Annotated in this window: 21 protein-coding genes; 20 read left to right on the top strand and 1 reads right to left on the bottom strand. The window is 38.0% G+C overall.

Going from position 1 to position 26789, the window contains the following annotated elements:
* Window positions 1-227 precede the first annotated feature (227 nt).
* The 19 genes from mraZ to PEDSA_RS00725 all read left to right on the top strand — a co-directional run bounded on the left by mraZ (window position 228) and on the right by PEDSA_RS00725 (window position 24875).
* Window positions 228-689, top strand: a complete 462-nt coding sequence (mraZ, locus tag PEDSA_RS00635) for a division/cell wall cluster transcriptional repressor MraZ (protein WP_013631215.1) — start codon at window positions 228-230, stop codon at window positions 687-689.
* Entirely contained in the window at window positions 682-1590 is a 909-nt protein-coding gene (rsmH, locus tag PEDSA_RS00640; protein ID WP_013631216.1) for a 16S rRNA (cytosine(1402)-N(4))-methyltransferase RsmH, read from the top strand. The genes mraZ and rsmH overlap by 8 nt, the downstream gene beginning before the upstream one ends.
* On the top strand, window positions 1583-1996 hold the full coding sequence (locus tag PEDSA_RS00645; protein WP_013631217.1) for an FtsL-like putative cell division protein: 414 nt from the start codon (window positions 1583-1585) through the stop codon (window positions 1994-1996). The genes rsmH and PEDSA_RS00645 overlap by 8 nt, the downstream gene beginning before the upstream one ends.
* Entirely contained in the window at window positions 1980-4079 is a 2100-nt protein-coding gene (locus PEDSA_RS00650) for a penicillin-binding protein (RefSeq protein ID WP_013631218.1), read from the top strand. Before PEDSA_RS00645 ends, PEDSA_RS00650 begins: the two co-directional genes overlap by 17 nt.
* The gene (locus PEDSA_RS00655) at window positions 4079-5539 is read left to right on the top strand and encodes a UDP-N-acetylmuramoyl-L-alanyl-D-glutamate--2,6-diaminopimelate ligase (protein WP_013631219.1); all 1461 of its coding nucleotides are present in this window, start codon (window positions 4079-4081) and stop codon (window positions 5537-5539) included. The genes PEDSA_RS00650 and PEDSA_RS00655 overlap by 1 nt, the downstream gene beginning before the upstream one ends.
* Window positions 5539-6840, top strand: coding sequence for a phospho-N-acetylmuramoyl-pentapeptide-transferase (mraY, locus tag PEDSA_RS00660; protein WP_013631220.1), 1302 nt, complete (start codon window positions 5539-5541; stop codon window positions 6838-6840). Before PEDSA_RS00655 ends, mraY begins: the two co-directional genes overlap by 1 nt.
* Window positions 6841-6842: 2 nt before the next feature.
* Window positions 6843-8189 (top strand): UDP-N-acetylmuramoyl-L-alanine--D-glutamate ligase, encoded by a 1347-nt coding sequence (gene murD / locus PEDSA_RS00665; protein ID WP_013631221.1) that lies wholly within the window; start codon window positions 6843-6845, stop codon window positions 8187-8189.
* A gap of 20 nt (window positions 8190-8209) precedes the next feature.
* Entirely contained in the window at window positions 8210-9394 is a 1185-nt protein-coding gene (locus PEDSA_RS00670) for an FtsW/RodA/SpoVE family cell cycle protein (RefSeq protein WP_013631222.1), read from the top strand.
* A gap of 148 nt (window positions 9395-9542) precedes the next feature.
* A complete protein-coding gene (gene murG, locus PEDSA_RS00675) occupies window positions 9543-10649 on the top strand; it encodes an undecaprenyldiphospho-muramoylpentapeptide beta-N-acetylglucosaminyltransferase (RefSeq protein ID WP_013631223.1) in 1107 nt (368 codons plus the stop codon).
* Entirely contained in the window at window positions 10642-12003 is a 1362-nt protein-coding gene (gene murC, locus PEDSA_RS00680; RefSeq protein ID WP_013631224.1) for a UDP-N-acetylmuramate--L-alanine ligase, read from the top strand. The genes murG and murC overlap by 8 nt, the downstream gene beginning before the upstream one ends.
* Complete coding sequence (locus tag PEDSA_RS00685; protein ID WP_013631225.1) at window positions 11996-12853, top strand: cell division protein FtsQ/DivIB; 858 nt, start codon at window positions 11996-11998, stop codon at window positions 12851-12853. The genes murC and PEDSA_RS00685 overlap by 8 nt, the downstream gene beginning before the upstream one ends.
* Before the next feature lie 14 nt (window positions 12854-12867).
* Entirely contained in the window at window positions 12868-14214 is a 1347-nt protein-coding gene (gene ftsA / locus PEDSA_RS00690; protein ID WP_013631226.1) for a cell division protein FtsA, read from the top strand.
* Window positions 14215-14340: 126 nt separating this feature from the next.
* The gene (gene ftsZ / locus PEDSA_RS00695; RefSeq protein WP_013631227.1) at window positions 14341-16026 is read left to right on the top strand and encodes a cell division protein FtsZ; all 1686 of its coding nucleotides are present in this window, start codon (window positions 14341-14343) and stop codon (window positions 16024-16026) included.
* A gap of 166 nt (window positions 16027-16192) precedes the next feature.
* Window positions 16193-17434, top strand: coding sequence for an aminotransferase class I/II-fold pyridoxal phosphate-dependent enzyme (locus tag PEDSA_RS00700; RefSeq protein WP_013631228.1), 1242 nt, complete (start codon window positions 16193-16195; stop codon window positions 17432-17434).
* Window positions 17435-17639: 205 nt separating this feature from the next.
* A complete protein-coding gene (locus PEDSA_RS00705) occupies window positions 17640-17822 on the top strand; it encodes a hypothetical protein (RefSeq protein ID WP_013631229.1) in 183 nt (60 codons plus the stop codon).
* Window positions 17823-18680: 858 nt separating this feature from the next.
* Complete coding sequence (locus PEDSA_RS00710) at window positions 18681-19046, top strand: hypothetical protein (RefSeq protein ID WP_013631230.1); 366 nt, start codon at window positions 18681-18683, stop codon at window positions 19044-19046.
* 135 nt (window positions 19047-19181) lie between these two features.
* Window positions 19182-20264 carry an efflux RND transporter periplasmic adaptor subunit gene (locus PEDSA_RS00715; RefSeq protein WP_013631231.1) on the top strand — a complete coding sequence of 361 codons (1083 nt, stop codon included), beginning with the start codon at window positions 19182-19184 and terminating at the stop codon, window positions 20262-20264.
* Window positions 20265-20290: 26 nt separating this feature from the next.
* Window positions 20291-23461 (top strand): efflux RND transporter permease subunit, encoded by a 3171-nt coding sequence (locus PEDSA_RS00720; protein WP_013631232.1) that lies wholly within the window; start codon window positions 20291-20293, stop codon window positions 23459-23461.
* Entirely contained in the window at window positions 23448-24875 is a 1428-nt protein-coding gene (locus tag PEDSA_RS00725) for a TolC family protein (RefSeq protein ID WP_013631233.1), read from the top strand. Before PEDSA_RS00720 ends, PEDSA_RS00725 begins: the two co-directional genes overlap by 14 nt.
* Before the next feature lie 568 nt (window positions 24876-25443).
* On the opposite strand, the gene PEDSA_RS00730 is transcribed toward PEDSA_RS00725, so the two are convergent.
* On the bottom strand, window positions 25444-25938 hold the full coding sequence (locus PEDSA_RS00730; RefSeq protein ID WP_013631234.1) for a YajQ family cyclic di-GMP-binding protein: 495 nt from the start codon (window positions 25936-25938) through the stop codon (window positions 25444-25446).
* 63 nt (window positions 25939-26001) lie between these two features.
* Between PEDSA_RS00730 and PEDSA_RS00735 the strand changes: the two genes are divergently transcribed.
* Window positions 26002-26766: a hypothetical protein gene (locus PEDSA_RS00735; RefSeq protein WP_013631235.1), complete on the top strand. Its 765-nt coding sequence runs from the start codon at window positions 26002-26004 to the stop codon at window positions 26764-26766.
* The last annotated feature ends 23 nt before the right edge of the window (window positions 26767-26789 follow it).

Genomic DNA, 26789 nt, shown 5'->3' on the forward strand with positions numbered 1-26789 from the left:
TTATTGGTTAAAATTCCCACTTTTTTCAAAAAACACAATTTCCTGTTCATAAAGGCTGGTTTTTACTGATTATTCCCTATTCTTCTATTTGTATAGAATAGAGAAAAATTGTAGGATTTAGCCTTTTTTTTAAAAAAATCGCCTTGTTGAAAACTTTTTGTGGTAAAAAGTGGTAATTAGTGGAAGATATATTTACTTTTACATAACCAAAAAACTGTATTTACAAAATGTCTCATCTGATAGGAGAGTTTGATTGTAAGCTTGATGCCAAAGGGAGGTTAATGGTTCCTGCTGGGCTTAAGAAGCAATTGCCTGCGATTGATGCAGATGGGCTTGTTGTGAATAGGGGTTTTGAAAAACATTTGGTTGTATATTCTAAAGCAGAGTGGGATAAAGTGACAGCAGAATTGGCTCAATTAAATCCGTATGAGGAAAAGAATAGAAAGTTCGTTAGGTACTTTACCAGAGGTGCTACCGAGTTGTCTTTGGATTCATCAGGACGTGTGTTGTTGCCAAAATCGCTTTTAGAATATGCAGGGATAGGATCTGAAGTGGTGTTGTCTTGTCAGTTTAATAAGATTGAGCTTTGGTCAAAAGAAGCTTATGAAGAGCAAATGGATGATGAGCCTGAGAATTTTGCGAGTTTGGCGGAAGAAGTAATGGGTAATAAAAGGAGGGAAGATGTCTGAGGTTTATCATGTGCCGGTTATGCTTTCTGAATGCATTGAGGGTTTGGATATAAAACCAGATGGAGTTTATGTAGATGTGACTTTTGGTGGTGGTGGGCATTCTAGAGAGATTATCAAGCATTTAGGTGAGGATGGTGTTCTGGTTGCATTTGATCAGGATGTGGATGCGCAACAGAATCGGATCGCAGATGACAGGTTTGTTTTTATTGATCAAAACTTTAGATATCTGAAAAATAATCTTCGTTTACATGGTTTGGCTCCTGTGGATGGGATACTGGCTGATCTGGGTGTTTCATCTCATCAGTTTGATGTGCCGGAAAGAGGGTTTTCTATTCGCTTCGATGGAGATCTGGATATGCGGATGGACCAATCCGGGGAATTGACCGCAAAAAAAGTAATAGGTGAATATTCGGAAGAAGAGCTACATAAAATATTCGGTATTTATGGAGAGATCCAAAATGCCAGATCGCTGGCGAAAACTATTGTAACAGCCAGACTGAACAAGGAGATTGTGACAATAGAGGATTTGAAAAGCGCGATTGCGAAGTTGATTCCTCGAAATAAAGAGAATAAGTACCTGGCGCAGGTTTTTCAGGCTTTAAGAATAGAAGTGAATCAGGAAATGGAGGTTTTGAAGGAGTTTTTGGAGCAAGCCGCGGAGGTGTTAAAGCCGGGAGGGAGATTAGTTGTGATGTCGTATCATTCTTTGGAAGACAGGTTGGTGAAGAATTTTATGATGAAGGGTAAGTTTTCTGGACAGGTCGAGAAAGATTTTTACGGAAATGAAATAAAACCTTTTACTGTTTTGACTAAAAAATCAATTACAGCAAGTGAAGAAGAGTTGTTGCGAAATAATAGGTCAAGAAGTGCAAGGTTGAGAATAGCGGTTAAAAATGACTAATAAGATAAGGATACCATTGGAAGAGGAGGAAGCTCCGATTGAGAACCGGGTTGAAGAGCAGGAAGAGAAAAGTCCTGCCATGTCGGCTTTGGTTTCTTTCTTTACCAGAGGTGTTGTGTCTAAAGAAGCGGCAACGGAAGCTTTGCCTTTTGTTTTGTTTCTGGGTTTTTTAGGGATGATGTATATAGGGAACAGGCATACCGCGGAAAATAATATTAGGAAGATAGATAAATTAAATAAAGAAGTAAAAGAGCTGAGCTGGGATTTTAAGACACTTAAAGCCGAGCTTATGTTTAAGAGTAAACAAACAGAAGTTGTTAAAAGAGTGGATTCTGTTTTGGGATTGAAAGTTCCGACGGAACCACCGATAAAAATAAAAGTAGGTCAAAATGAATATCAGAACTAATATTCTTCTTCGCGTTTATGCGGCTTTTGGCTTTATAGTGGTGTTTGCCATTTTTGTGGTGACAAGGATGGGGTATGTGCAGATTGTTCAGGGAGAGAAATACAAGGCTATGGCGGATAGCTTGAGCACTAAATATGCTGAAGTAGAAGCGGCGAGAGGAAATATTTATTCTGCGGACGGTAGTTTATTGGCGACGTCTGTTCCTGAATACGAAATCAGAATGGATTTGCTGGCGGGGGGGATCCAGGATGACCAGGTGTTTTACGAGAAAGTTGATTCTTTGGCTTATAATCTTTCCAAGCGTTTCGGAGATAAAAGTCCAAGAGATTATTCTCGTTTATTGCGTGATGCCAGGGCAGAGAAGCAGCGTTATTTTCTGATAAAAAGAAAGGCGACCTATCAGGATTTGAAAGCTATGAAAACATTCCCGATTTTTAATATGGGAAGGTATAAAGGTGGTTTGATAGCAGTTCAGAAAAATAAAAGAATCTTTCCTTTTAAAGATTTAGCAGCCAGAACAATAGGTTATTATAATGAGAATTCCAGTGTATCTGTTGGTTTAGAGGGGGCTTATGGCGATTATATCAACGGCGAAACAGGGAAAAGGTTGGTGCAGCGTATTGCTGGTGGTGTTTGGATGCCGGTAAATGAAGATGCCGAAATAGCCCCTAAAGATGGCGCTGATATTATTTCTACAATAGATATCAATATTCAGGATTTGGCCCAAAATGCTTTAAAAAAGCAATTGACAAAAAGCGAAGCTGATTTTGGAACTGTGGTGGTGATGGAAGTTGAGACCGGGCGTGTTAAAGCTATAGCGAATTATACCAGGGTAGATGGCGAATATAAAGAAACCTTTAATTACGCGATTGCACAAAGTGCCGAGCCTGGATCTACTTTTAAGCTTGCTTCTTACATGATAGCGATTGATGATAAGAAGTTTGGTCTTACAGATAAAATTGATACCGAAGGAGGAAAATATAAATTATTCAGACATACTATTAAGGATTCTCATGACGGTGGTTATGGAGTAATCACTATGAAAGAGGCTTTTGAGGTTTCGTCTAACGTTGCTATTGTAAAGCAAATCTATAATCACTATAAAGATAATCCATCCAGATTTACAGACAGGCTGCATGATTTGAGATTGGGGGAAAAGATGGGCTTGCAAATTCCAGGAGAAGGGTCTCCTTTGATAAAAACGCCGAAAAGTAAATCGTGGAGTGGTTTAACATTACCTCAGATGGCTTATGGCTACGAGCTGAAAATGACTCCGATAGAGATTTTATCGTTATATAATGCGGTTGCAAATGGGGGTAAGATGATTAGTCCTCTTTTCGTTCAGGAGATCAGGAGATTGGGAAATACTGTTGAGCAGTTTGAGCCTCGTGTAATCAATCAAAAAGTATGTTCCGACAGAACTTTAGAGATGTTAAAGGAAATGCTTTTAGGTGTGGTTGAAGAAGGTACAGGAAAAATAATTCAGAATCCTTTATATAAAATAGCTGGAAAAACAGGAACAGCGCAGGTTGCTGATGGTTCCAGAGGTTATAAAGGAAAGCGTAAATATCAAGCTTCTTTCTGTGGATATTTCCCTGCAGAAAAACCAAAATACTCGATGATTGTAGTGGTTCAGAATCCAACTAAAGGTTCTTACTATGCAGCGCAGGTAGCAGGACCGGTTTTCAGGGAAGTGGCGGATGTTATCTATGCTAGCGATTTACAGATGTATGCAGATGTGAAGGAGCCTAAAGTAATAGGTAATACAAGGATGCCGTCTGTAAAATCGGGTCATAAAAAAGCAAGTCAGCAACTATATAAAGAATTTGGTATAAAATCTTATTTCGCTTCTGCGAACGAGATGGATGTAGATACCAATCAGGGCGTTGCCTATAAGGAAATACGTTCCAATAGCGGTGTCGTTCCGGATGTAACAGGTATGGGGTTAAGAGATGCAATATATGTTTTGGGTAATGTGGGGCTTAATCCAATAGTTAAGGGCGCTGGAGAGGTGTATCAGCAATCTATACCAGTTGGTGCAAAAGTAATGAAAGGGACTAAAATCACAATAGAATTACGGTAATGGCAGTATTAAAAGACATATTATATGGAGTTGCCATAGAGCAAGTAGTAGGATCTACCGAAATTGAGATTTCCCAATTACAGTTTGATTCCAGGAAAGTTTCGGAAGGAACTTTGTTTGTGGCTATAAAAGGAACTCGTTCCGATGGCCACGATTTTGTAAAAGACGTAACAGAAAATGGGGCAAAAGCGGCGATCGTCGAGACGCTGCCTGAGGTTATTGCAGAAGGAGTTACTTATATAAAAGTAGCGAATTCTGCAACGGCATTGGGAGTTGTTGCTTCAAACTTCTATCATAATCCATCCTCTAAATTAAAATTAGTAGGAGTAACAGGTACAAACGGAAAGACAACGGTTTGTACGCTTTTATACAAGTTATTTAAAAAGTTGGGCTATAATGTAGGTTTAGTATCAACCGTAGAAAATTACATTAATGATCTGGTAGTTCCGGCAACACATACAACACCAGATCAAATCGCATTAAATCAGTTGCTTAACAGAATGGTTGATGCCGGATGTGAATATTGCTTCATGGAAGTAAGTTCTCATTCAGTAGTACAGCATAGAATAGACGGTCTTGAGTTCGCTGGTGGTGTTTTTACCAATATAACCCACGACCATTTAGATTTTCATAAGACTTTTGATAACTACATCAAAGCAAAAAAAGGATTCTTTGATAATCTAACCAGTAAAGCTTTTGCTTTAACGAATGTAGATGATAGAAACGGCAATGTGATGTTGCAGAATACCAGGGCACATAAAAAAACGTACGCCTTAAATGCTGTAGCGGATTTTAAAGCTAAAATTATAGAAAACCTTTTTTCCGGATTGCATTTGGATATCGACGGAATGGAGGTTTATTTCAGACTGGTTGGTTCTTTCAATGCCTATAACCTGCTGGCGGTTTACGGAACAGCTTTGTTGCTCGAACAGGATAGGACTAAAGTTCTTACTGTCCTGAGTATGCTTACTGGAGCAGAAGGAAGATTCGATTATATTATTGCTCCTAACAAAGTAATAGGCATAGTGGATTATGCCCATACGCCAGATGCGTTGAGGAATATTCTTTCTACAATAGAAAATATCAGCTCGGGAACAGAATCTATTATTACTGTTGTGGGATGTGGAGGAGATAGAGATAGGGAAAAGCGTCCGATTATGGCTCAAACTGCCTGTGATTGGAGCCATAAAGTGATTTTGACATCTGATAATCCAAGGACCGAAAAACCTGAAGATATCTTAAACGATATGTTGGCTGGTGTATCGGCGGTAAATCAAAAAAAGGTATTAACGATTTTGGATAGAAGAGAGGCGATTAAAGCAGCATGTCATCTGGCTAAACCAGGAGATATTATATTGTTAGCCGGCAAAGGACACGAAAAGTATCAGGAGATAAACGGGGTAAGGACTGATTTTGATGATAAACAAATATTAACTGAACAATTTAATTTATTGGCCTAATGCTATACTACCTATTTAACTTTTTAGATAAACATTTTGATTTTCCCGGTGCAGGGATATTTCAGTTTATCTCTTTTAGAGCGGGGATGGCTATTATTTTGTCCTTAATCATCACTACTGTTTTTGGTAGCAGGCTTATAGCTTATTTACGATACAAACAGGTTGGTGAAACAGTACGAAATTTAGGTTTAGAAGGTCAGATTCAAAAACAGGGTACCCCAACAATGGGTGGTTTAATCATCATTGCAGGTATATTGATTCCGGTACTTTTATTTGCCAAGCTGGAAAATATATATATCATTTTAATGCTAATCACAACCGTTTGGATGGGTGCAATTGGATTTTTGGATGATTATATAAAGGTTTTTAGAAAAAATAAGGAAGGACTGGCCGGCAGGTTTAAAATCGTAGGTCAGGTTGGTTTAGCACTGATAGTTGGTTGGACCATGTATTTCCATCCACAAATTTTAGTTAGACAAACTGTTACCGGTCCACTGCCGGTTTCAGTTAAACCGCATGCTCCTATAAAAGGACTTAGCGAAGAAATTATAGTCAACAAAGAAGGCGAAAGATTGATAAGAGTAGAGAAGGCAACGGGTGTTTACTATGCTAAAGACGTAAAAAGTACCACTACAAATGTGCCTTTTTATAAAAACAACGAGTTCGATTATGCCAAAGTGCTTAAGATTTTTGGAGGCAACTATCAGGACTACGCACTTCTGGTCTTCCTGTTGTTTGTGATTATCATTATAACAGCCGTTTCTAACGGAGCCAATATTACCGACGGAATTGATGGCTTGGCAACAGGTACCTCCGCGATTATAGGGATAGCACTGATGTTGTTGGCCTATGTTTCAGGTAATACCATCATAGCCGATTATCTAAAGATACTTTATATACCAAATTCTGGTGAGCTGGTAATTTTTGCCTCAGCCTTTGTGGGGGCATGTATTGGTTTTCTTTGGTACAATACCTTTCCTGCACAGGTTTTTATGGGCGATACAGGAAGTTTAACCATTGGGGGAATCATTGCAGTATTTGCGATTATGATTCGTAAAGAGTTGCTGATTCCGGTATTGTGTGGGGTGTTTCTGGTAGAGAATTTATCTGTAATTATTCAGGTAAGCTGGTTCAAATACACGAAAAGAAAATATGGTGAAGGCAGGAGGGTATTCCTGATGTCGCCATTACATCATCATTTTCAAAAAAAGGGATATCACGAAGCTAAAATTGTAACGCGTTTTTGGATTGTTGGAATATTATTGGCCATTATCACTATAGTAACTCTGAAAATTAGATAGTCATGGAGAAGAAGGCAAGAATAGTAATATTAGGATCGGGAGAAAGTGGGGTAGGTGCCGCCATCTTAGCGCAAAAGAATGGCTTTGATGTCTTCGTGTCCGATTTTGGCGCTATTGCAGATAAGTATAAGGAAGAACTGGAGGAGAAGGGAATTGCTTTTGAAGAGAATAAGCATACTGAAGAACTTATATTAAATGCAGGTGAGATTATAAAAAGCCCCGGTATTCCAGACAAAGCGCCAATAATTAAAAAAATAAAAGAAAAGCAAATTCCAATTCTTTCAGAAATTGAATTTGCCGGACGATATAACAAAGCGAAAACAATTTGTATAACTGGCTCGAACGGAAAGACAACTACTACTTTGCTGACTTACCATATTCTAAAGAAAGCGGGTTTAAATGTCGGTTTAGCCGGAAATATAGGTTACAGTTTTGCAAAGCAGGTGGCTGAAGAGAACTTTGATTATTATGTATTGGAGCTTAGTAGTTTTATGCTCGACAATATGTATGATTTCAAAGCAGATATTGCGGTTTTATTAAATATCACGCCAGATCACTTAGATCGATATAATTACGAAATGAAAAATTATGTTGATTCTAAGTTCAGGATAATACAAAACCAGACATCGCAGGATCATTTTATTTATTGTGCAGATGATCCTGAAACGATAGCTGCGCTGGATAGACATCAGATAAATGCAGAGAGACACCCATTTTCAATAACAAATAAAGTAGAAAATGGTGCATTCTTAGAAAACGATACTATATACTTCAACTTAAACAACACAGAACCCTTAACTATGACTATTCAAGAACTTGCTTTACAAGGCAGTCACAATGTTTACAACTCTATGGCATCGGGAATTTCAGCGAAAATTTTAGAGCTAAGAAACGAGACTGTGCGGGAAAGTATGGGAGATTTTAAAAACGTGGCTCATCGTTTGGAGTTTGTGGCTAAGATTTCAGGAATCACTTTCATCAATGATTCAAAAGCAACCAACGTAAATTCCACGTGGTATGCGCTGGAAAGTATGAGCTCTGATGTCGTATTGATACTTGGTGGAGTTGATAAGGGGAACGATTACTCGATGTTGAGGAATCTGGTAAAAGAAAAGGTGTCTTCTATAGTATGTCTGGGTTTAGATAATAAAGCGATTCACGATGCTTTCGAAGATGATGTTGAAATTATAGTAAATACAAAGTCTGCTGCGGAAGCAGTAGAGGTAGCTTATCATTTAGCGAAGAAGGGATCAACAGTGTTGTTGTCTCCTGCATGTGCCAGTTTTGATTTGTTTAAGAATTACGAAGACAGAGGAGATCAGTTTAAAGCAGCAGTTAGAGAATTGTAGCATTAAAAATGTTTACCAATATGATTAAGGACATATTAAATCACACTAAAGGAGACAGATGGATCTGGCTGATCATCATTCTGCTTTCTTCTATTTCTGTTTTAGCGGTTTATAGTGCAACAGGTACTTTGGCTTATAAAAGAGGTGTAGGGTCGGAATCATTAATGTTTAAACATTTATTGTTTATCGTTATCGGTTTCGTGTTGATATATTTTGCCCATCTATTGGATTACAGGTATTATGCGGGAATATCTAAAGTCTTAATGATTATTACAATTCCTTTACTGGTATATACATTGGCTTTTGGTAGTAATTTAAATGACGCAAGCAGGTGGATTTCTATTCCAGGTACAGGTTTAACCTTCCAGACTTCTGATTTGGCAAAGCTCTCGCTCATTACATTTTTAGCCAGAACGCTCACCAAAAAACAGGAAAACATTAAGGATGTAAAAAAGGCCTTTCTTCCAATTATGGGTTCCGTTTGTTTGGTTTTTATTTTAATAGGTTTAGCAAACTTATCCACTGCCCTTATGCTGTTTGGGGTAAGTATATTGATATTATTAATAGGTAGGATTAGTTTTAGACAAATCGCCATTGTATGTTTCGGTGGCGCTTTGTTACTTTTAATTCTAGTCTTTTTTGGCCCACGGAGAGAAACATATAAATCACGTATAAATGCGTATTTCCATCCTGAAATGCAGCATTCCGATAAAACTTTCCAACAAGACCAGGCTAAGATTGCAGTAGCAACAGGTGGATTCTTTGGAAAGGGACCAGGTAACAGTACGCAAAGAAACTTTCTGCCACATCCATATTCAGATTTCATTTTTGCAATTATCATAGAGGAATATGGCATGTTCGGAGGTATTATAATCGTAGCGCTTTATCTTTTATTGATGTATAGGATTATACGAATAGTTACACAGGCGCCCAAGGCATTTGGTGCGTTATTAGCAGCCGGATTAGGCTTTAGTTTAACCATTCAGGCCTTTGCAAATATGGCCGTTGCGGTAAACCTTTTTCCGGTAACCGGTGTGCCATTACCTTTGGTAAGTATGGGGGGAACATCCATTTTATTTACAAGTGTGGCTTTTGGAATTATACTTTCTGTAAGTAAAGATGTAGAGGATTATAAATTGCAGCAAAACAACAGTGCTAATCAAAGCGATAAAATTATAGTAGGTGAAATTCCCGCGATGGGATAAGGAGTATTGAGATTTGAGTATGGCGTATTGAAAGGTTAATTTGAGAGAAAGATAGATGTGAGACTTGAGATATGAGATTTGAGAAATGAAACGAAAAGAAGAAATAAGAGATAAAAAGTAAAACTAAGAACTAACAAAAAAATAGGGCATGGCAAAAAGAGTAATCATAAGCGGCGGTGGAACAGGAGGACATATCTTCCCTGCTATTGCTATAGCCAATGCTTTAAAATCTATAGATTCCAATACAGAAATATTGTTTGTAGGTGCAAACGGTAAAATGGAAATGGAGAAAGTGCCTGCAGCGGGGTACGAGATAGTTGGTTTGGATATTCAGGGATTTCAGCGGAGTAATCTTTTAAAGAATATTCTCCTGCCAATAAAGATTGTAAAGAGTGTATTGAAAGCGCTTAGCATCATCAAAAAGTTTAAACCAGATGTTGTAGTTGGTGTTGGAGGCTACGCTTCGGGACCTTTATTGTACGCGGCTTCTTTAAAAAGGCTGCCTATACTGATACAGGAGCAAAATTCCTTTGCAGGTGTAACTAACAAATTTTTAGGAAAATCTGCGAAAAGGATCTGCGTAGCTTTTGATAATATGGATGCTTTTTTTACAGCCAGTAAGATTATCAAAACAGGAAATCCGGTAAGAAAAGATACAATAAATATAGAGGGGAAAAGAGAAGAAGCTATTCGCTTTTTTGAATTGGATCCGGAAAAAAAGACAGTTTTAGTTATAGGTGGGAGTTTAGGAGCCCGTACGCTTAACGATAGTATGACTTCCGGAATCGAAAGCTTCAGAAACGAAGATATCCAGGTAATTTGGCAAACGGGCAAGTTCTATTACAGAACCATTATCGACAGGTTTGGAAACCAGCCTAAAGATAGCGGAATCCGGATTCTGGAATTCTTAAACAGAATGGATCTGGCTTATGCGGCAGCGGATCTGATCGTGTCGAGAGCAGGGGCGGGAACAATCTCCGAACTTTGCTTGGTAAAGAAACCGGTGATTCTGGTGCCTTCTCCAAATGTGGCGGAAGACCACCAAACAAAAAACGCGATGGCTTTGGTAAATGTAAGAGCAGCTGTTTTAGTGGCCGACAGACATGCCGAGGCAGAATTAGTAGACCAGACAATAAAATTATTAAAAGACGATGTCGAAATGAAGGCATTGTCTGAAAATATAGCTGCATTGGGTTTACCAAATGCAGATGAAATAATAGCAAAAGAAGTTTTATCAATAGCAAGAAATGGTTAATCTGGAAGATATAAAGAGAGTTTATTTGGTTGGTATCGGGGGTATCAGCATGAGTAGCCTTGCTCGCTATTTTCAAAAGAGAGGCTGTCAGGTTGCAGGATATGATAAAACCTCCACAGTATTAACCAGAGCGTTGGAATCGGAGGGGATACCAGTTTCTTACAAAGATGAATTGGAAGCAATCCCTGCTGAATTTCGTATCAAAGATTCTTCTGGTTTGGTAATCTATACACCTGCAGTACCAAAGAACAGTGTAGTTTACAACTACTTTGCAGATGCAGGTTTCGATGTATATAAAAGATCGCAAATTTTAGGTTTGCTGTCCAGAGGAATGTTTACAATTGCAGTTGCCGGAACTCATGGGAAAACAACTACAAGCTGTTTAATTACCCATTTGTTGCGTCATGGAGGTAATCAGTGTTCTGCGTTTCTAGGTGGAATTTCGGTTAACTATTATACCAACCTGATTATTGGTGAAAACGAAGTGATGGTGGTGGAAGCTGATGAGTACGACAGGTCTTTTTTAACATTACATCCGAATATCGCTGTGATCACATCTATGGATGCCGATCATCTGGATATTTATGGGGATAAATCGCATCTGACAGAATCTTTCGAGCTTTTTGCTTCTCAAGTAGACTCTGGAGGTACTGTTTTTCTGCGTAAAGGTCTGGACGTAAAGCAATCTGTTTCTACCTATGCTATTGAACAGGATGCGGATGCAAAAGCAGTAAATATCAGGGTGGAAGACGGAGAATTCCGATTTGATTTCTCTAATGACGAAATAGAAATGAAAGATTTAGTGCTGGGGCTTCCAGGGCAGCATAATATCGAAAATGCTGTAGCCGCAATTCAGGTAGCACTAAAAATGGGGATTTCGCAACAGGATATCAAAAGTGGGTTGAAATCTTTTAAAGGAGTAAAAAGAAGGTTCGAATATATTGTTAAAACAGATGCATTCGTATATATTGATGATTACGCGCATCACCCCGAGGAATTGAGGGCATGTTTTAGGGCAGTGAGAACACTGTACCCAACCCGGAAATTTACGGCAATTTTTCAACCGCATCTGTTTACCAGGACAAGAGATTTTATAGATGGCTTCGCCGAGGTGCTGAGCTCGGTAGATGAATTGATATTACTGGAAATTTATCCGGCGAGAGAATTGCCAATAGAGGGAATTAATAGTCAGTTTTTATTAGACAAAATCACATTGGAAAATAAAAAACTGTTAACAAAAGACGAAGTGTTGAAATTTATTAAAAACTCTGAGCCAGAGCTATTAGTTACTGTGGGGGCGGGGGATATAGATACATTAATAAAACCGATTAAAGAGATATACGACAATGCTTAAAAGAATAAAATGGAAAAGAGTTCTGTTTGTTTTTTTATGGCTGATTAGCCTAAGTGGGCTAATTGTGTTAATGAGTTTTATAAATGTCAAAAAAAGTGCTACAACTTGTAAAGAAGTTAAAGTAATTTTGCCCGGAAATCAGTTTTTTCTGGAAAGGGCAGAGGTCGATCAGATACTTGCTTCTAAGAACGGATTGTTGGTTGGCAGAAGGCTGGACAACATAGATCTGCAGAGGTTAGAGGATAGGTTGAGGGCAAACCCATTTGTAGAATATGCAAATGTTTTTGCCGATATGAATGGTACCGTTCAGGCTGAAATTGTTCAGAGGACACCTATTCTGAGAGTATTTAATATAGCTGGTCAGAGTTATTACGTCGATCAGAAAGGATTTAAAATTCCTATATCAAGCCGTTTTACTGCAAATGTAATTGCTGTAAATGGAGATATAAAAGAGGGGTTTTCCGGAGAGGTTGATACCGTAAGGACGCAACTGGTTAAGGATCTGTATCAGTTGGCAGATTTTGTGTCGAAAGATACAACCTGGAACAATTTATTTGTCCAGTTCTACGTAAATGAAAAGAAAGATATTGAACTAATACCAAGAGTTGGAAAACATACTATCATCCTTGGGGATGCAAGTGATTTAAAAGATAAGTTTAGAAGATTAATGGTTTTCTATAAAAAGGCAATCCCTTTTGTTGGATGGGATGCTTATTCAACCATCAATCTTAAATTTACTGGGCAGGTAGTGTGTGTAAAAAGCGATTCTACGATCATGAGGATCAAAGAAGAAGAGATGCGGGTTAAAGACAGTATTAGACAGGAAGAACAAAAAAAGAAGAACATTTAGTAAAGTGATATAATATGGAAAAAGGCATTACAAAGCAATCAAAAGCTTCACCTATTGTGGTAGGTCTCGACATCGGTACAACTAAAATTTGTGTCATTGTAGGTAGAAGGACCGAACATGGTAAAATAGAGGTGTTGGGAGTTGGTCGGGCAGAATCTGCCGGGGTAACTCGTGGAGTTGTGTCTAATATAGCAAAGACTGTACGCGCAATCGTTCAGTCTGTGGAAGAGGGAAGTACACAATCTAACGTTGATATTAAAATTGTAAATGTCGGTATTGCCGGACAGCATATAAAAAGTTTGCAGCACAGAGGTATTTTAACACGAAAAGATCTTTCTACAGAAATTTCTAAGAGAGATATCGATCGTTTAATCGACGATATGTTCAAACTGGCTATGAATCCCGGAGAGGAAATCATTCATGTATTACCTCAGGAATTTACAGTTGATAACGAACCGGGAATTAAAGATCCGGTTGGTATGGCAGGTGTACGTCTGGAAGCAAATTTCCATATTATCACCGGACAGGTTACTGCCGTAAGGAATATCATGAAATGCGTAGATCAGGCTGATCTGGAAATACAGGATTTGATATTAGAGCCATTAGCTTCTTCTGAGTCTGTGCTAAGTGAAGAAGAGAAAGAAGCGGGTGTGGTTTTGGTTGATATTGGTGGTGGTACAACAGATGTGGCTATTTTCCACGAAGGCATCATCAGACATACAGCAGTTATTCCTTTCGGAGGAAATAGCATTACAGAAGATATCAGAGAAGGATGCTCGGTAATGAGAAACCAGGCTGAATTATTAAAACTGAAATTCGGTTCTGCATTAGCAGAGGAAAATAAAGAGAACGAGATAATCTGCGTTCCGGGATTAAGAGGAAGAGAGCCAAAAGAAATTTCAGTGAAGAATTTGGCTTATGTGATACAGGCCCGTATGGAAGAAATTATAGATCACGTTTACTACGAGATTAAATCTTCAGGTTACGAGAAAAAATTAATCGGAGGAATCGTTATAACAGGTGGTGGTGCACAATTAAAACACTTATCACAATTGGTAGAATACGTGACAGGTCTGGATTGCAGAGTTGGTTATCCAAACGAACATCTGGCGAAAAATGAAACGCTTCCGAAGAATATTTATGAGGATTTAAAAAGCCCGATGTTTGCTACCGGTATAGGTTTGTTAATAAAAGGTATCGATAAAATCGAGAGCGAAATACAACACAACGATTACGAAAGAAAAGTGACCCCAGCACCACAGGAAGCGGCTAAAAAGAACCGTGGTTTATTCGCTTCTTTGCTTGAGGGAACGAAGAAATTTATTAAAGATGATATTAGCGATCAGGATTTTTTAAGATAGTTTTCCACAACGAAAAAGTTTTCCACATTATTAACATCTGTGGAAAACTTATGTGGAAAAATAGCTAATATTACAAGAGTAAGAATTTAATTTTTTGGAATCGATTAAAAGCTGATAATTAAGGATATGCAGTTTGAAATGTTAAAAGAAAAATCATCAATAATTAAGGTTGTTGGTGTTGGTGGTGGTGGTGGCAATGCTGTAAACCACATGTATAGGCAAGGAATTATGGGTGTTGACTTCATTATCTGTAATACCGATGCCCAGGCCTTAGAGCTAAGTCCTATTCCAAACAAAGTACAACTGGGAGCATCTCTAACAGAAGGTATGGGAGCCGGGTCTATTCCAGAAGTTGGGAAAAACTCAGCTATCGAAAATATCGAAGACGTTAAAGAAATGTTAGGTGCTAACACCAAGATGTTGTTTATCACAGCAGGAATGGGAGGTGGTACCGGTACAGGAGCAAGTCCTATTATCGCTAAAGCGGCCAAAGAATTAGATATTTTAACAGTTGCAATCGTAACAACGCCATTTTCTTTTGAAGGTAAACGCAGAAGAATGCAAGCCGAAGAAGGTCTGGAAGAGTTAAAAAAATATGTAGATTCTTATCTGGTAATTTCCAATGACAGATTAAGAGAGATTTTTGGAAACCTCACTTTAGGTTCCGCTTTTGCACAGGCAGATGATATTTTGACAACTGCGGCAAAAGGTATCGCTGAAATTATTACCGTTCCGGGTTATATAAACGTCGATTTTAAAGATGTTAGAACAGTAATGAAAGAAAGCGGCGTAGCAATTATGGGTAGCTATGCAGCTGAAGGTGAAAATAGAGCTTTAAGAGCTGTAGAGGGCGCATTGCTTTCTCCGTTATTAAAGGACAACGAAATAGAAGGTGCAAGATATATTTTATTAAATATCTCCTCCGGAGAGAAAGAGGTAACCATGGATGAAGTAAGTGTAATTACTGATTTCATTCAGGATCAGGCGGGATTATCTGCAGATTTGATCTGGGGTAACTGTTACGATGCTTCTTTAGGCGACAAAGTTTCGGTAACTATTATAGCCACTGGATTTCAGACTAAAGAAGAAAGAGTAGCAATTGAAGAGAATGCGCCAAAAAAGCAATTCTTAACATCGGATACTCCTTTAATTCGCCCAGTTAACGAATTTACGAATAAAGTTGCAGAGAACACGCCGATATTTCAAACTCCTGTTCAACCGATAGTTGTTGAAACACCAGCGCCTACGACTGCTTCTCAAAGCGATCTTTTTGGAGGAATTCCTATTCCGGAAACAAAAAAAGAACAAGAAGTTACTATCAGACATCAATTGATAGAGGATGAACCAGAAATTCAACAAGAAGTAAGAGAGCAGGGAGGTATAGAATTTAGTGTTAAGGTAGCAGAACCAATCAGTTTTGATTTGCCTCGTACTGATACTTCTAACCCAATCAATAATTCTTATCAACAGAATCAATATGAGCAAGCTCCTGTATCTCAAAGAGTGCCAGAGACAGTTTCTCAGCATTCAACTTACGGAGTTGATGAACATAAAACAGATGATTCAATCGAAGAGCAATTGAGAAAATCAAAAGAGAGGATTTTGCGTTTGAAAGATTTGAGTATGAAATTACGTTCGACTACAGGTTTACAGGAACTTGAAAACGAGCCTGCATACAAAAGAAAGCAAATGCAACTTAAAGAAGTTCCTCATTCTTCAGAATCACAAGTTTCAAGATTTACATTAAGTAATGAAGATGGTCAGACCGAAATCAGACCGAATAATTCGTTCTTACATGACAATGTAGATTAACGATTAACCTACGAAAGCCATTCAATCAGAATGGCTTTCGTTTTTATATAGACTTTTCTCATATAAAAGCAATTAATACAATAGTTACTTCTACAGATTTGTTAATCAAATTAGTTCGATTAAATTTGCGTGTATTTTAATTTTAAACTAACAAATAGATAATAAGTTGGATATTTTTGATAAGATAGCAAAGCACATGGGGCCGATAGGTCAACATCAAAAGTGGTCTCATGGTTATTTTTCTTTTCCAAAATTGGAGGGAGAAATTGCTCCGCACATGTACTTTAATGGTAAAAAACATTTAGTATGGAGTTTGAATAATTACCTGGGATTGGCAAATCACCCGGAGGTAAGAGAAGCAGATGCTAAAGCAGCAGAAGAATTTGGGATGGCTTATCCGATGGGAGCCAGAATGATGTCTGGTAATTCAAAATATCATGAGCAATTGGAGCAATCGTTAGCGGAATTTACTGGCTTCGAAGATGCTTTTTTGCTTAACTATGGTTATCAAGGAATGGTTTCTATCATCGATTCGTTAGTTGATAGAAACGACGTTATAGTGTATGATGCAGAGTCACATGCATGTATTATAGACGGGGTTCGTTTATATATGGGAAAGCGTTATGTGTACACACATAACGATATGGATAGCTTGCGTAAACAATTAGAAAGAGCAACCAAATTGGCAGAGCAAACCGGAGGTGGTATATTAGTTATCACAGAAGGTGTGTTCGGAATGTCTGGGGCGCAGGGTAAACTAAAAGAAATAGTAAAGCTAAAATCCGAATTCAATTTCAGGTTGCTAATCGACGATGCACATGGTTTTGGTACTTTGGGTAAAACCGGAGCCGGCGCTCACGAAGAGCAAGAGTGTATGGATGGTATAGATGTGTATTTTGGTACCTTCGCAAAATCTATGGCAGGTATTGGTGCATTTGTTGCTTCAAATACTGATATCGTAACTTTTTTACGTTACAATATGCGCTCTCAAACTTATGCTAAAGCTTTACCTATGCCAATGGTTATGGGTTTAATCAAGCGTTTAGAATTATTGAGAACCAGACCAGAGCTAAGAGAGAAACTTTGGACGGTTGCTAAGGCTTTACAGAATGGTCTAAGAGAAAGAGGATTTGATATTGGAAATACAAACTCGGTTGTAACTCCTGTGTTCCTGAAAGGAGAATTGCAAGAAGCAACAGCCTTAACATACGACTTAAGGGAAAACTATGGTATTTTCTGCTCAATAGTTGTGTATCCAGTCATTCCTAAAGGATTAATTATGTTAAGATTGATTCCAACCGCAATGCACACTCTAGAAGACGTTCAGCGAACGTTGGACGCTTACAGCGAAGTTGCTGAGAAACTAAAATCAGGCTATTATCAAACGCATAAGTTTGTAGAAGCATAAATAAAGAGAAGACCGATTCGAACAATCGGTCTTTTTTTATCTACTTTTTGGGTGAAAAATGTTGAAATAGGGTAGAATGTTGATAAAATAATGCTATCTACTTAGTAAATAGTGTTTTAAATGTTTTTTTTTAGAAAAAAACATTATACATTAGTAAAGAGTAAACATTAATATTACTAACCAAAAAACTAAAGGAGTATCAACAATGGCAAAAGAAAAATTCAATCAATTAAAAGATCTAATTTCTGGTTTAGAGGCTGACGCAGAAAAGTTTTATCAAAAGGGTAACAGTGCGGCTGGTACTCGTTTAAGAAAAGGACTTCAAGATGTGAAAAACCTTTCTCAATCTATCAGATTAGCAGTACAGGAAACAAAAAACACAAAATAGGAATTCATATAAATTCTTTAACTAGAGTAAAACTGATTGGTTTATTGACTAATCAGTTTTTTTATTTCCAGAGTGGAGGTTATCTGTTTGATGCTCCAGATTTACCTTCGTTGAGATATTCTACATAGATACATATTTAAAAGATACCGTGTTCTTAAAAGAGAACGACAATTCTTATAAGAAATGTTATCAATATGTACATCGTTTGAATATTCCTTCTTATGAAATACCTTTCTTATTTTGGCCAAGTTTTATTTTATCCACAACAGTCTCTTCTTCGTTTGTTTAGATCTTTCCCCCGAGCAAGGCGCTTCTGATATTTAACTGGTTCTCTTTTTTATAAATATTTATTTAATATTAAACTATATAAAGTCCATGTTTTACATGTAAAACATGGACTCAAATTGGATTTTCTATGGATAACACTTGGATTTATGAAAAATCAGGTACGATATTAACTACAAGCAGCTATGTGGAAATAGAAGTAAGGACTAGTTGATCAAACAGGCAATGCGTTGTAAGTAACAGTACGTTCTTTAGTCGGTAAAATTATCGCTGACAAAGTGTTCTATAGAGTTAAGTGCCTTCTTCTTTTTGGAAAAATCAGCTCAATTTTTAACGAGAGCAGATTGTATATGGCTATTTCAGTTTGTTGGACCGGAAGTTTATTAGCATTGTAATATGAGGTGTTTTTGTAATTCGTTGATTGACTGATTCTTTCAATTTAGGCGAGGTTGAGTTGCTAAATTTTTAGAGATTTTCTTTGAAGTTTGTTAAATATTTAAATAATTTCGGGATACGGTTAAAAAGTGTTAAAATTGCTCGCTATTTAACAGCCGATATTATTTTTGGTAAAATATGAGACGAATATTATTTGTCAGCTTTTTAGGTTTGTTTTTCCTTATTTTATTTAAGGGCAATCATACTATTAAAAGGACGATACAAATTATTGGTGCTTCATTAAAAACAGAAAAAGTATTGCCTTCTATTTCCAAAGCAGGAGATATTAAACAATCAGAAGATCTTCTTTTTATAGAAGATTATGATGTTAATTTCCACTTCGAGCAGGAATATACATTTTTGTCTTTAGGGCTTTTAGCAAGTTTATCTGCATTCTATAATCTTCTCGACAATGACGAAGAGACAGAAGGATTGCCCAATAGAATTCATCTTAATCTTACCGCTAATCCAAAGTATATTACCCATAGGGTTCTCAGAATTTGATTTTATCTGAAATGGAAAGTACAGTATTCTAAATACTGTCTTCCTGGAAAGAGAGTACATATAAATTAGTTTATAAGACTACTCTCAAACTTTTGTTAGATATAATCGATTGTTGTCATTTTTTTGATTTTAGAAATGAAAAGAGGCCTGGTGCTTATAACTTTGGGTACGTTGCTGGTTTATGCTAGCTGTACATCAGAAAATAAAGGAAAAGAAGTTGAAGAGAAATATACTGTTACTGAGCCTTTCAGGACGGATACTTCCTATAATAAAGAATACGTTTCTCAGATTAAATCCCTGAAAAATATTGAGATAAGGGCTCAGGAAAAGGGATATTTACAGAACATGTATGTGGATGAGGGGCAATACGTAAAAGCCGGACAGTTATTGTTCCGTATTATGCCGAAAATGTACGAGGCTGAATATCAAAAGGCCGAAGCCGAGGCTAAGATTGCCAATATTGAATACCAGAATGCAAAATCTTTAGCGGAAAAGAATATAGTTTCTCCTAACGAAGTGGCTATGGCAAAAGCCAAATACGATCAGGCGAACGCGGAAATGTCAATTGCTAAACTACATTTATCATTTACCGAAATCAGAGCTCCATTTGATGGGGTGATTGATAGGATTCCACTTCGTTTAGGGAGTCTGGTTGAAGAAGGCGAATTGTTAACCAGTTTGTCTGATAATAATCAAATGCAGGTTTATTTTAATGTTTCGGAACCTGAATACCTGGAGTATCAAACTAATGTTGCCGGACGCGCAAATCCTAAAGTATCGTTGATACTGGCAAATAATCAAACTTTTAAAAATAAAGGAGATATAGAGGTGATAGAAGGGGAGTTTGATAATGAAACAGGGAATATAGCGTTTAGGGCGAAATTTTTAAACCACGATCATTTGTTAAAAAACGGGCAGACGGGTAAAGTGCAAATGACAGTTCCTTTAAAAAATGCACTCATAATTCCACAAAAGGCTACGTATGAACTGCAAGACAGAAAGTATGTATTTGTAGTTGATAAGAATGGTGTTGTAAAATCCAGAAACATCGAAATAGGCGGGGAGCTTCCTGATTTATATATCGTATCGAATGGAGTTTCCGAACATGATAAAATTCTTCTGGAAGGCGTCCAGAAAGTTAAAGATGATGATAAGATAAAGTATGAGTTTGTTTCGGCAAGCCAAGCATTATCTCAATTGAAATTAAAGGCAGAGTAAAGGTCGGGTTCTAAAAGAGAATTATCATGTTTAATAAATTTATACATAGACCGGTGTTGTCTATTGTGATATCGCTTATTATAGTCTTCTTAGGCGTATTAGCAGCGGTACAGCTTCCTATTACTCAATTTCCATCTATTTCACCTCCAAAAGTGAATATCACTGCGGAATATCCTGGTGCAAATGGGGAATTGATGATTAAATCAGTAATCATTCCTTTAGAGCAAGCTTTAAATGGTGTGCCGGGAATGAAATATATGGCTTCTGATGCGGGTAATGATGGTGAAGCTACTATTCAGGTTGTGTTTAATTTAGGCACCGATCCTAATCAAGCTTCGCTGAACGTCCAAAACAGGGTGGCTTCGGTTGTAAATAAACTTCCTCCAATTGTTGTGCGCGAAGGGGTAAAGGTTACCAGAGAAGAGTCTAATATGTTGATGTATGTGAACCTTTATAGTAAGGACACTAGTTTAAACGGAAACTTCTTATACAACTATGCAGATATCAATGTGTTACCTGAGTTGAAAAGGGTAGATGGCGTGGGAATGGCCGATATTCTCGGTAACAGGGAATATGCCATGCGTATCTGGTTAAAGCCGGATCGGATGCTGGCTTATAAAATCTCGGCAGAAGAGGTGATGAAAGCACTTGGCGAACAAAGCTTAGAAGCTTCACCAGGAAAAACCGGCGAGTCTTCAGGAAAACGTTCGCAAGCTTTTGAATACGTATTGAAATATCCGGGGCGTTTTACAACTAAGGAAGGATATGAAAATATTGTTTTAAGATCCAGTGCTAATGGCGAGCTGTTGCGGTTAAAAGACGTTGCCAAAATTGAATTTGGAAGTACACTTTATGATTTGTATTCCACTCTTAACAATAAGTCATCAGCGGCTATTGTGTTGAAACAATCATATGGTAGTAATGCCAGCCAGGTGATAAAGGATATCAAGGCGAAGATGAAAGAGTTGGAAGCTAGTTTTCCAAAAGGAATGAAGTACGAAATTAGTTATGACGTATCCAAATTCTTGGATGCTTCTATGGAAAAGGTTGTCCATACCCTGGTGGAAGCGTTTATACTAGTAGGTATAGTTGTATTTCTATTCTTAGGAGATTGGAGGTCAACTTTGATTCCCACGATTGCGGTACCGGTTTCGCTGATAGGTACTTTTTTCTTTATGCAGTTTTTCGGGATAACTATTAACCTGATTACTTTATTCGCTCTGGTTCTAGCCATTGGTATAGTCGTCGATGATGCTATTGTGGTGGTTGAGGCGGTGCATGCGAAAATGGAATTGGAAAATATTTCTGTTTTGAAGGCGACAAAGAAGGCCATGCATGAAATTAGCGGGGCTATTGTTGCCATTACCTTTTTAATGGCTGCTGTATTTGTGCCGGTAGCGTTCATGTCTGGTCCGGTGGGGATTTTCTATCGGCAGTTTGCTATAACCATGGCTACTTCCATTGTACTTTCGGGGATAGTTGCTTTGACATTGACACCGGCTTTGTGTGCGATCATGCTGAAAAACAATCATGGCAGACACAGAAAGAAAACCGTTTTAAATAGGTTTATTGATGGGTTTAACCATAAATTCGATAAGCTTTCGGGACGTTACCAAAGAGTTTTGGGAAAAATGGTAAACAAAAAGTCTCTTACTTCGGCCATATTGCTGACTTTCTGTGTTGGGGTTTATTTTTTGAACAATAGTGTGCCAACCGGTTTTATCCCTAATGAAGATCAGGGAATGATTTATGCCATTATTCAAACGCCGCCGGGTTCGTCTCTGGAAAGAACCAATAAAGTTGCTGAAACATTACAAAAGGCAGCCGAGGATATCGATGGAGTACAATCAGTATCTTCTTTAGCGGGCTATGAAATCTTAACAGAAGGTACTTCGGCTAATACGGGTACTTGTTTGATCAACTTAAAGGACTGGTCTGAACGTAAGGAGAATGCCCAGGAAGTTATCGAACAACTGGAAGAGAAAGCTAAGGGAATACCAGGTGCTTCAATAGAATTTTTTCAACCACCTGCAGTACCGGGATATGGAGCGGCCGGAGGTTTTGAGTTGAGGTTACTGGATAAAGAGGGCAAGAACGATTATAAAAAAATGGAAGAAGTGAGTAAGGAATTTGTGAGGGCTTTGAATAAAAGACCTGAGCTGACCTCTGTTTTTACTTTCTATAGTGCGAGTTTCCCCCAATACATGTTGAAGATTGATAATGATATCGCGCAGCAAAAAGGTGTGACCATAGATAATGCCATGAATACGCTTTCGACTTTGGTTGGTAGTAATTACGAAACCAATTTTATCAAGTTCGGGCGTCAGTATAAAGTGATGGTTCAGGCTTCACCTGAATACAGGGCTTTGCCGGAGGATATACTGAAGTTATATGTGAAAAATGATAAGGATCAAATGGTTCCGTTTTCGGCTTTTATGAAAATGGAAAAGGTGTATGGTCTGTCGGAAATCACAAGACATAACCTTTATAATGCTTCGGAGATAAGCGGTTCTGCGGCACCGGGGTATAGTAGCGGCGAGGCTATCAAGGTGATTAATGAAGTTGCTAAAGAAACTTTGCCACGAGGTTATGGAATAGATTGGGCAGGTATTTCTAAGGACGAAGTTGGTCGCGGAAATCAGGCTATTTATATCTTCCTGATCTGTTTGGGCTTTGTCTATTTAATCCTGGCTGCTCAATACGAAAGTTTTATTCTTCCTCTATCCGTTATATTGTCTTTGCCAGCTGGTATTTTCGGCGCCTTTCTGCTATTGAAATTGTTCGGTCTCGAAAATAATATCTATGCGCAGGTGGCGCTGGTGATGTTAATCGGCTTACTGGGTAAAAACGCTGTGTTGATAGTCGAGTTTGCCGTTCAGAAGCATCGGGCGGGATATTCCGTTCGGTCGGCGGCATTGGAAGGAGCTAAAGTCCGTTTCAGACCAATCCTGATGACCTCTTTTGCATTTATTGCCGGACTAATTCCATTGGTTTTTGCTTCGGGTCCCGGAGCTTTAGGTAACAGAACAATTGGTACCGCGGCAGCCGGAGGAATGCTTTTCGGGACTATTTTCGGTGTAGTTCTTATCCCGGGACTATACTACATTTTCGGGCGAATAGCCGAAAAGAGACAATTGATAAAAGATGAGGAAGAAAATCCATTAACAGAAGAAATAGATCATCATGTTTATATGTAAAAGATTAAGCTGGCTGCTTTTTACCGGTTTAGCCATTGTAGGGTGTAAGGTGCCAAAGTTGACTGAGCAAAATGCCAATATTGCTTTGCCTAAAACATATGATACTTTACAGGATTCGCTTAGTTCTGCCAATTTAAAATGGCAGCAGTTTTTTACCGATCCTTATCTGGTGAGGCTTATCGATACCGCAATCCGTAATAACCAGGAGCTACAAATAACTTTGCAGGAGATTGAGATCGCGAGAAACGAGGCCAGAATTAAAAACAGTCAGATTTTTCCAAGTGTGGGTGTAAAAGTAGGAGTCGGTTTGGAAAAGGTTGGGAGATATACGAGTCAGGGAGCCGGAGATGCTTCTACGGACATGACGGAAGGAAAGCCAGTTCCTGACCCGCTGGCAGATTTTGGAATTATGGCAAACGCAAATTGGGAAGTAGATATCTGGAAGAAGCTTCATGATGCAAAGAAAGCTGCATTGAGCCGTTATCTGGCGACTATAGAAGGAAGGAATTTCGTGCTGACTAATCTGATTGCTGAAGTAGCAAATACTTATTATGAGCTATTGGCTTTAGACAGTCAGTTGGGCATAGTGAGAGAGAATGTGAAAATTCAGACCGACGCACTTCGGGTGGTAAAAGCTCAAAAAGATGCTGGCAGAACCAATGAACTGGCGGTTAAGAAATTCAATGCCGAGGTTTTAAAAACCAGTTCAATGGAGTTTGATATCAGGCAACAGATTGTTGAGACGGAAAATCGCTTAAATTTGTTATTAGGTAGATACCCTAAAACTATAGAACGAAACAGGGCTGATTTTACAGGTTTGTCTCCTTTGGCAGTGAAAAATGGAATACCTTCTCAGCTACTGGCAAACAGGCCGGATATACAACAGGCTGAACAAGAGTTGAAGGCGGCAAAGTTGGATGTAAAAGTAGCAAGGGCAGAGTTTTATCCGTCTTTAGGGATTTCTGCAGGTTTAGGCTTGCAGGCGTTTAAACCATCTTATCTGTTTACTTTACCTGAGTCTATGTTGTATGCTATTGCAGGAGATTTAGCTACTCCAATAATTAATAGAGGCGCTATTAAAGCCGAGTTCGCCAATGCAAATGCCAGACAGATACAAGCACTTTATAATTACGAGCGGACTGTTTTAAATGCCTATCTGGAAGTTGCAAATCGTCTATCTTCTATCTCAAATCTGGAGAAAGCTTACGATTTAAAATCGCAGCAGGTAAATGTATTGTCACAGTCTATAGAAATATCTAATGACCTTTTTAGGTCTGCACATGCAGATTATTTTGAGGTTTTGATGACCCAGCGCGATGCTTTGGAAGCAAAATTAGAATTGATAGAAACGAAGAAAAATCAGTTAATGGCCACGGTGAATGTGTATAAGGCTCTGGGCGGCGGCTGGAAATAATAAGATTTTTGGTTGTTGTGATTTATAATGTTTGACCCCGGGAGGAAATCCCGGGTTTTTTGCTACAGGGGGAACAAAATATTCATTACGGTAATACCCAAATAACAGGGAGAAGTTATTTAACAGTTGATCTTCAAGATTTGGTAGGCCAGTTAAACGATGGTAACCACTATGGAGGTATAGTAATGGAATAGCTATAGGATGATTAAAGGAATAGACCAGATACAGTGCGGTATATGTGGATAAAAGGTGGATCATATATGGACGATAGGTGGAGTTGTAAAATCTTTTTTGAGGTTGTTTTTAGGCGAATTCAGGTAAATATAATGATTTTTAAGAAAATAACTAAGTAAACAGGGATAAATTCTTATGTTTTTGTATATATTGAAGGTTAATAAATTGATCTAATTCAAGCGCTATGGCCTTCGGGGATGGATTGGAGTGAAGTGGCTTTGGCCATTGAGTATAACCACAAGTCAAGTCTTAGCTCAGCCATAACCCAAAGGCTGGTGCTAGAAAGGAACTCCGCTCAGCCTGACAAGTGGTACTTATGATTCGTTTCCTTTTATTAATTTCTCATGTTGATAAATTGCAGCGGTTGCCCGAAGTTTTCAGACCTGCATAGTTGTATAACGGATTGTAAATCGTCTATTTTTTTTCCTTGAACACGAACCTGATCGTCCATAATAGAAGCTTGTACTTTTAAGCCTGAATCCTTGATTTTTTTTACGATTTTTTTTGCCGTTTCTTTATCAATTCCTTCTTTTACAGCTATATCTTTTCTGATTAGATTACCGGAAACACTGTAAAATGGCTTTTCAAGGTCTAAAGAATTTGGGTCCAGATTTTGCTTCATCATTCTGGAAATAATAGAATCTATAATAGCTTTCAGACGCATATCATTTTCAGTAACGATTGTCAGCGAATTGGATTTTTTATCCAGATCGATAGTGCTTTTAGAGTCATTGAAATCATATCGATTCAAAATCTCTTTTTTAGCGTTGTTGATTGAGTTGTCTAATGTTTGACTGTCAATTTTACTTACTATATCAAAAGAAGGCATGATGTGAAGTTTGGTATTTCAATTTTTTAAATATAGCTTTAAATGGACCAATAAAAAAATACTATGAAAACGAAAAAAGGAAAAGAGCAAAAAAAAGTAAAATCTAAAGGTAAATTAGAAAAAAGCTTACGTACAAAAATGTCTGATTTTATAAAAAGTTTAGGGCATGATGCGAAAGAAATAACATCTGATTTAAAGTCTGTTAGTAAAATGTTAGCATCTAAACTGACAGAAAAAAAAGATAGTAAAAAGAAAGATAAAAAGGCAAAAAGGGACGAAACTAAGGCTAAAAAAATAAAAGAGAAAAAGAGCCAAACAGCTAAAGAACCAAAGGTGAAAGTTCTGGAAAGTGTAGAAAGCAAACCTGCAAGTGTCCAGGAAAATAAGCTGAAGTCCGTTACTGAAAATAAGCCGAAATCGCCAGCAGCGGCTACTGCAAAAAAAACTCCTCAAAAAGCAGAAAGTGCGATCACTTCGGTGCCAGCGGTAAATCAGCCTATGAAAGCCGAAACGCCAAAAGCTACTTCTCCGGCGAGTATGGCTAAAAAGACTAACACAACAGCTGCGCCTAAAAAAACTACGACCGCTGCAAAAGCAAGTCCTGCCAGGGCAACTCCAGCAAAAACGGCCGTTTCTAAACCAGCTGCTACAAAAGGAAGTACAGATAGTTCAAAACAGTCAACACCAGTAAAGAGAGTGGCCCCGGCCAAGCCAAAATCGACACCCGCAGTTGAGGAAGTGAAAACAGCGACTCCGCAAAAAGTAAACGAGCCTAAAGCTGAGGAAGTGAAAAATGATAATTCTATTGCATCAACAAAAAACACTTAACGGAAATTAAACATAAGTTTCCC

The organism is Pseudopedobacter saltans DSM 12145 (genome assembly GCF_000190735.1).
Classification (GTDB): Bacteria; Bacteroidota; Bacteroidia; order Sphingobacteriales; family Sphingobacteriaceae; genus Pseudopedobacter; species Pseudopedobacter saltans.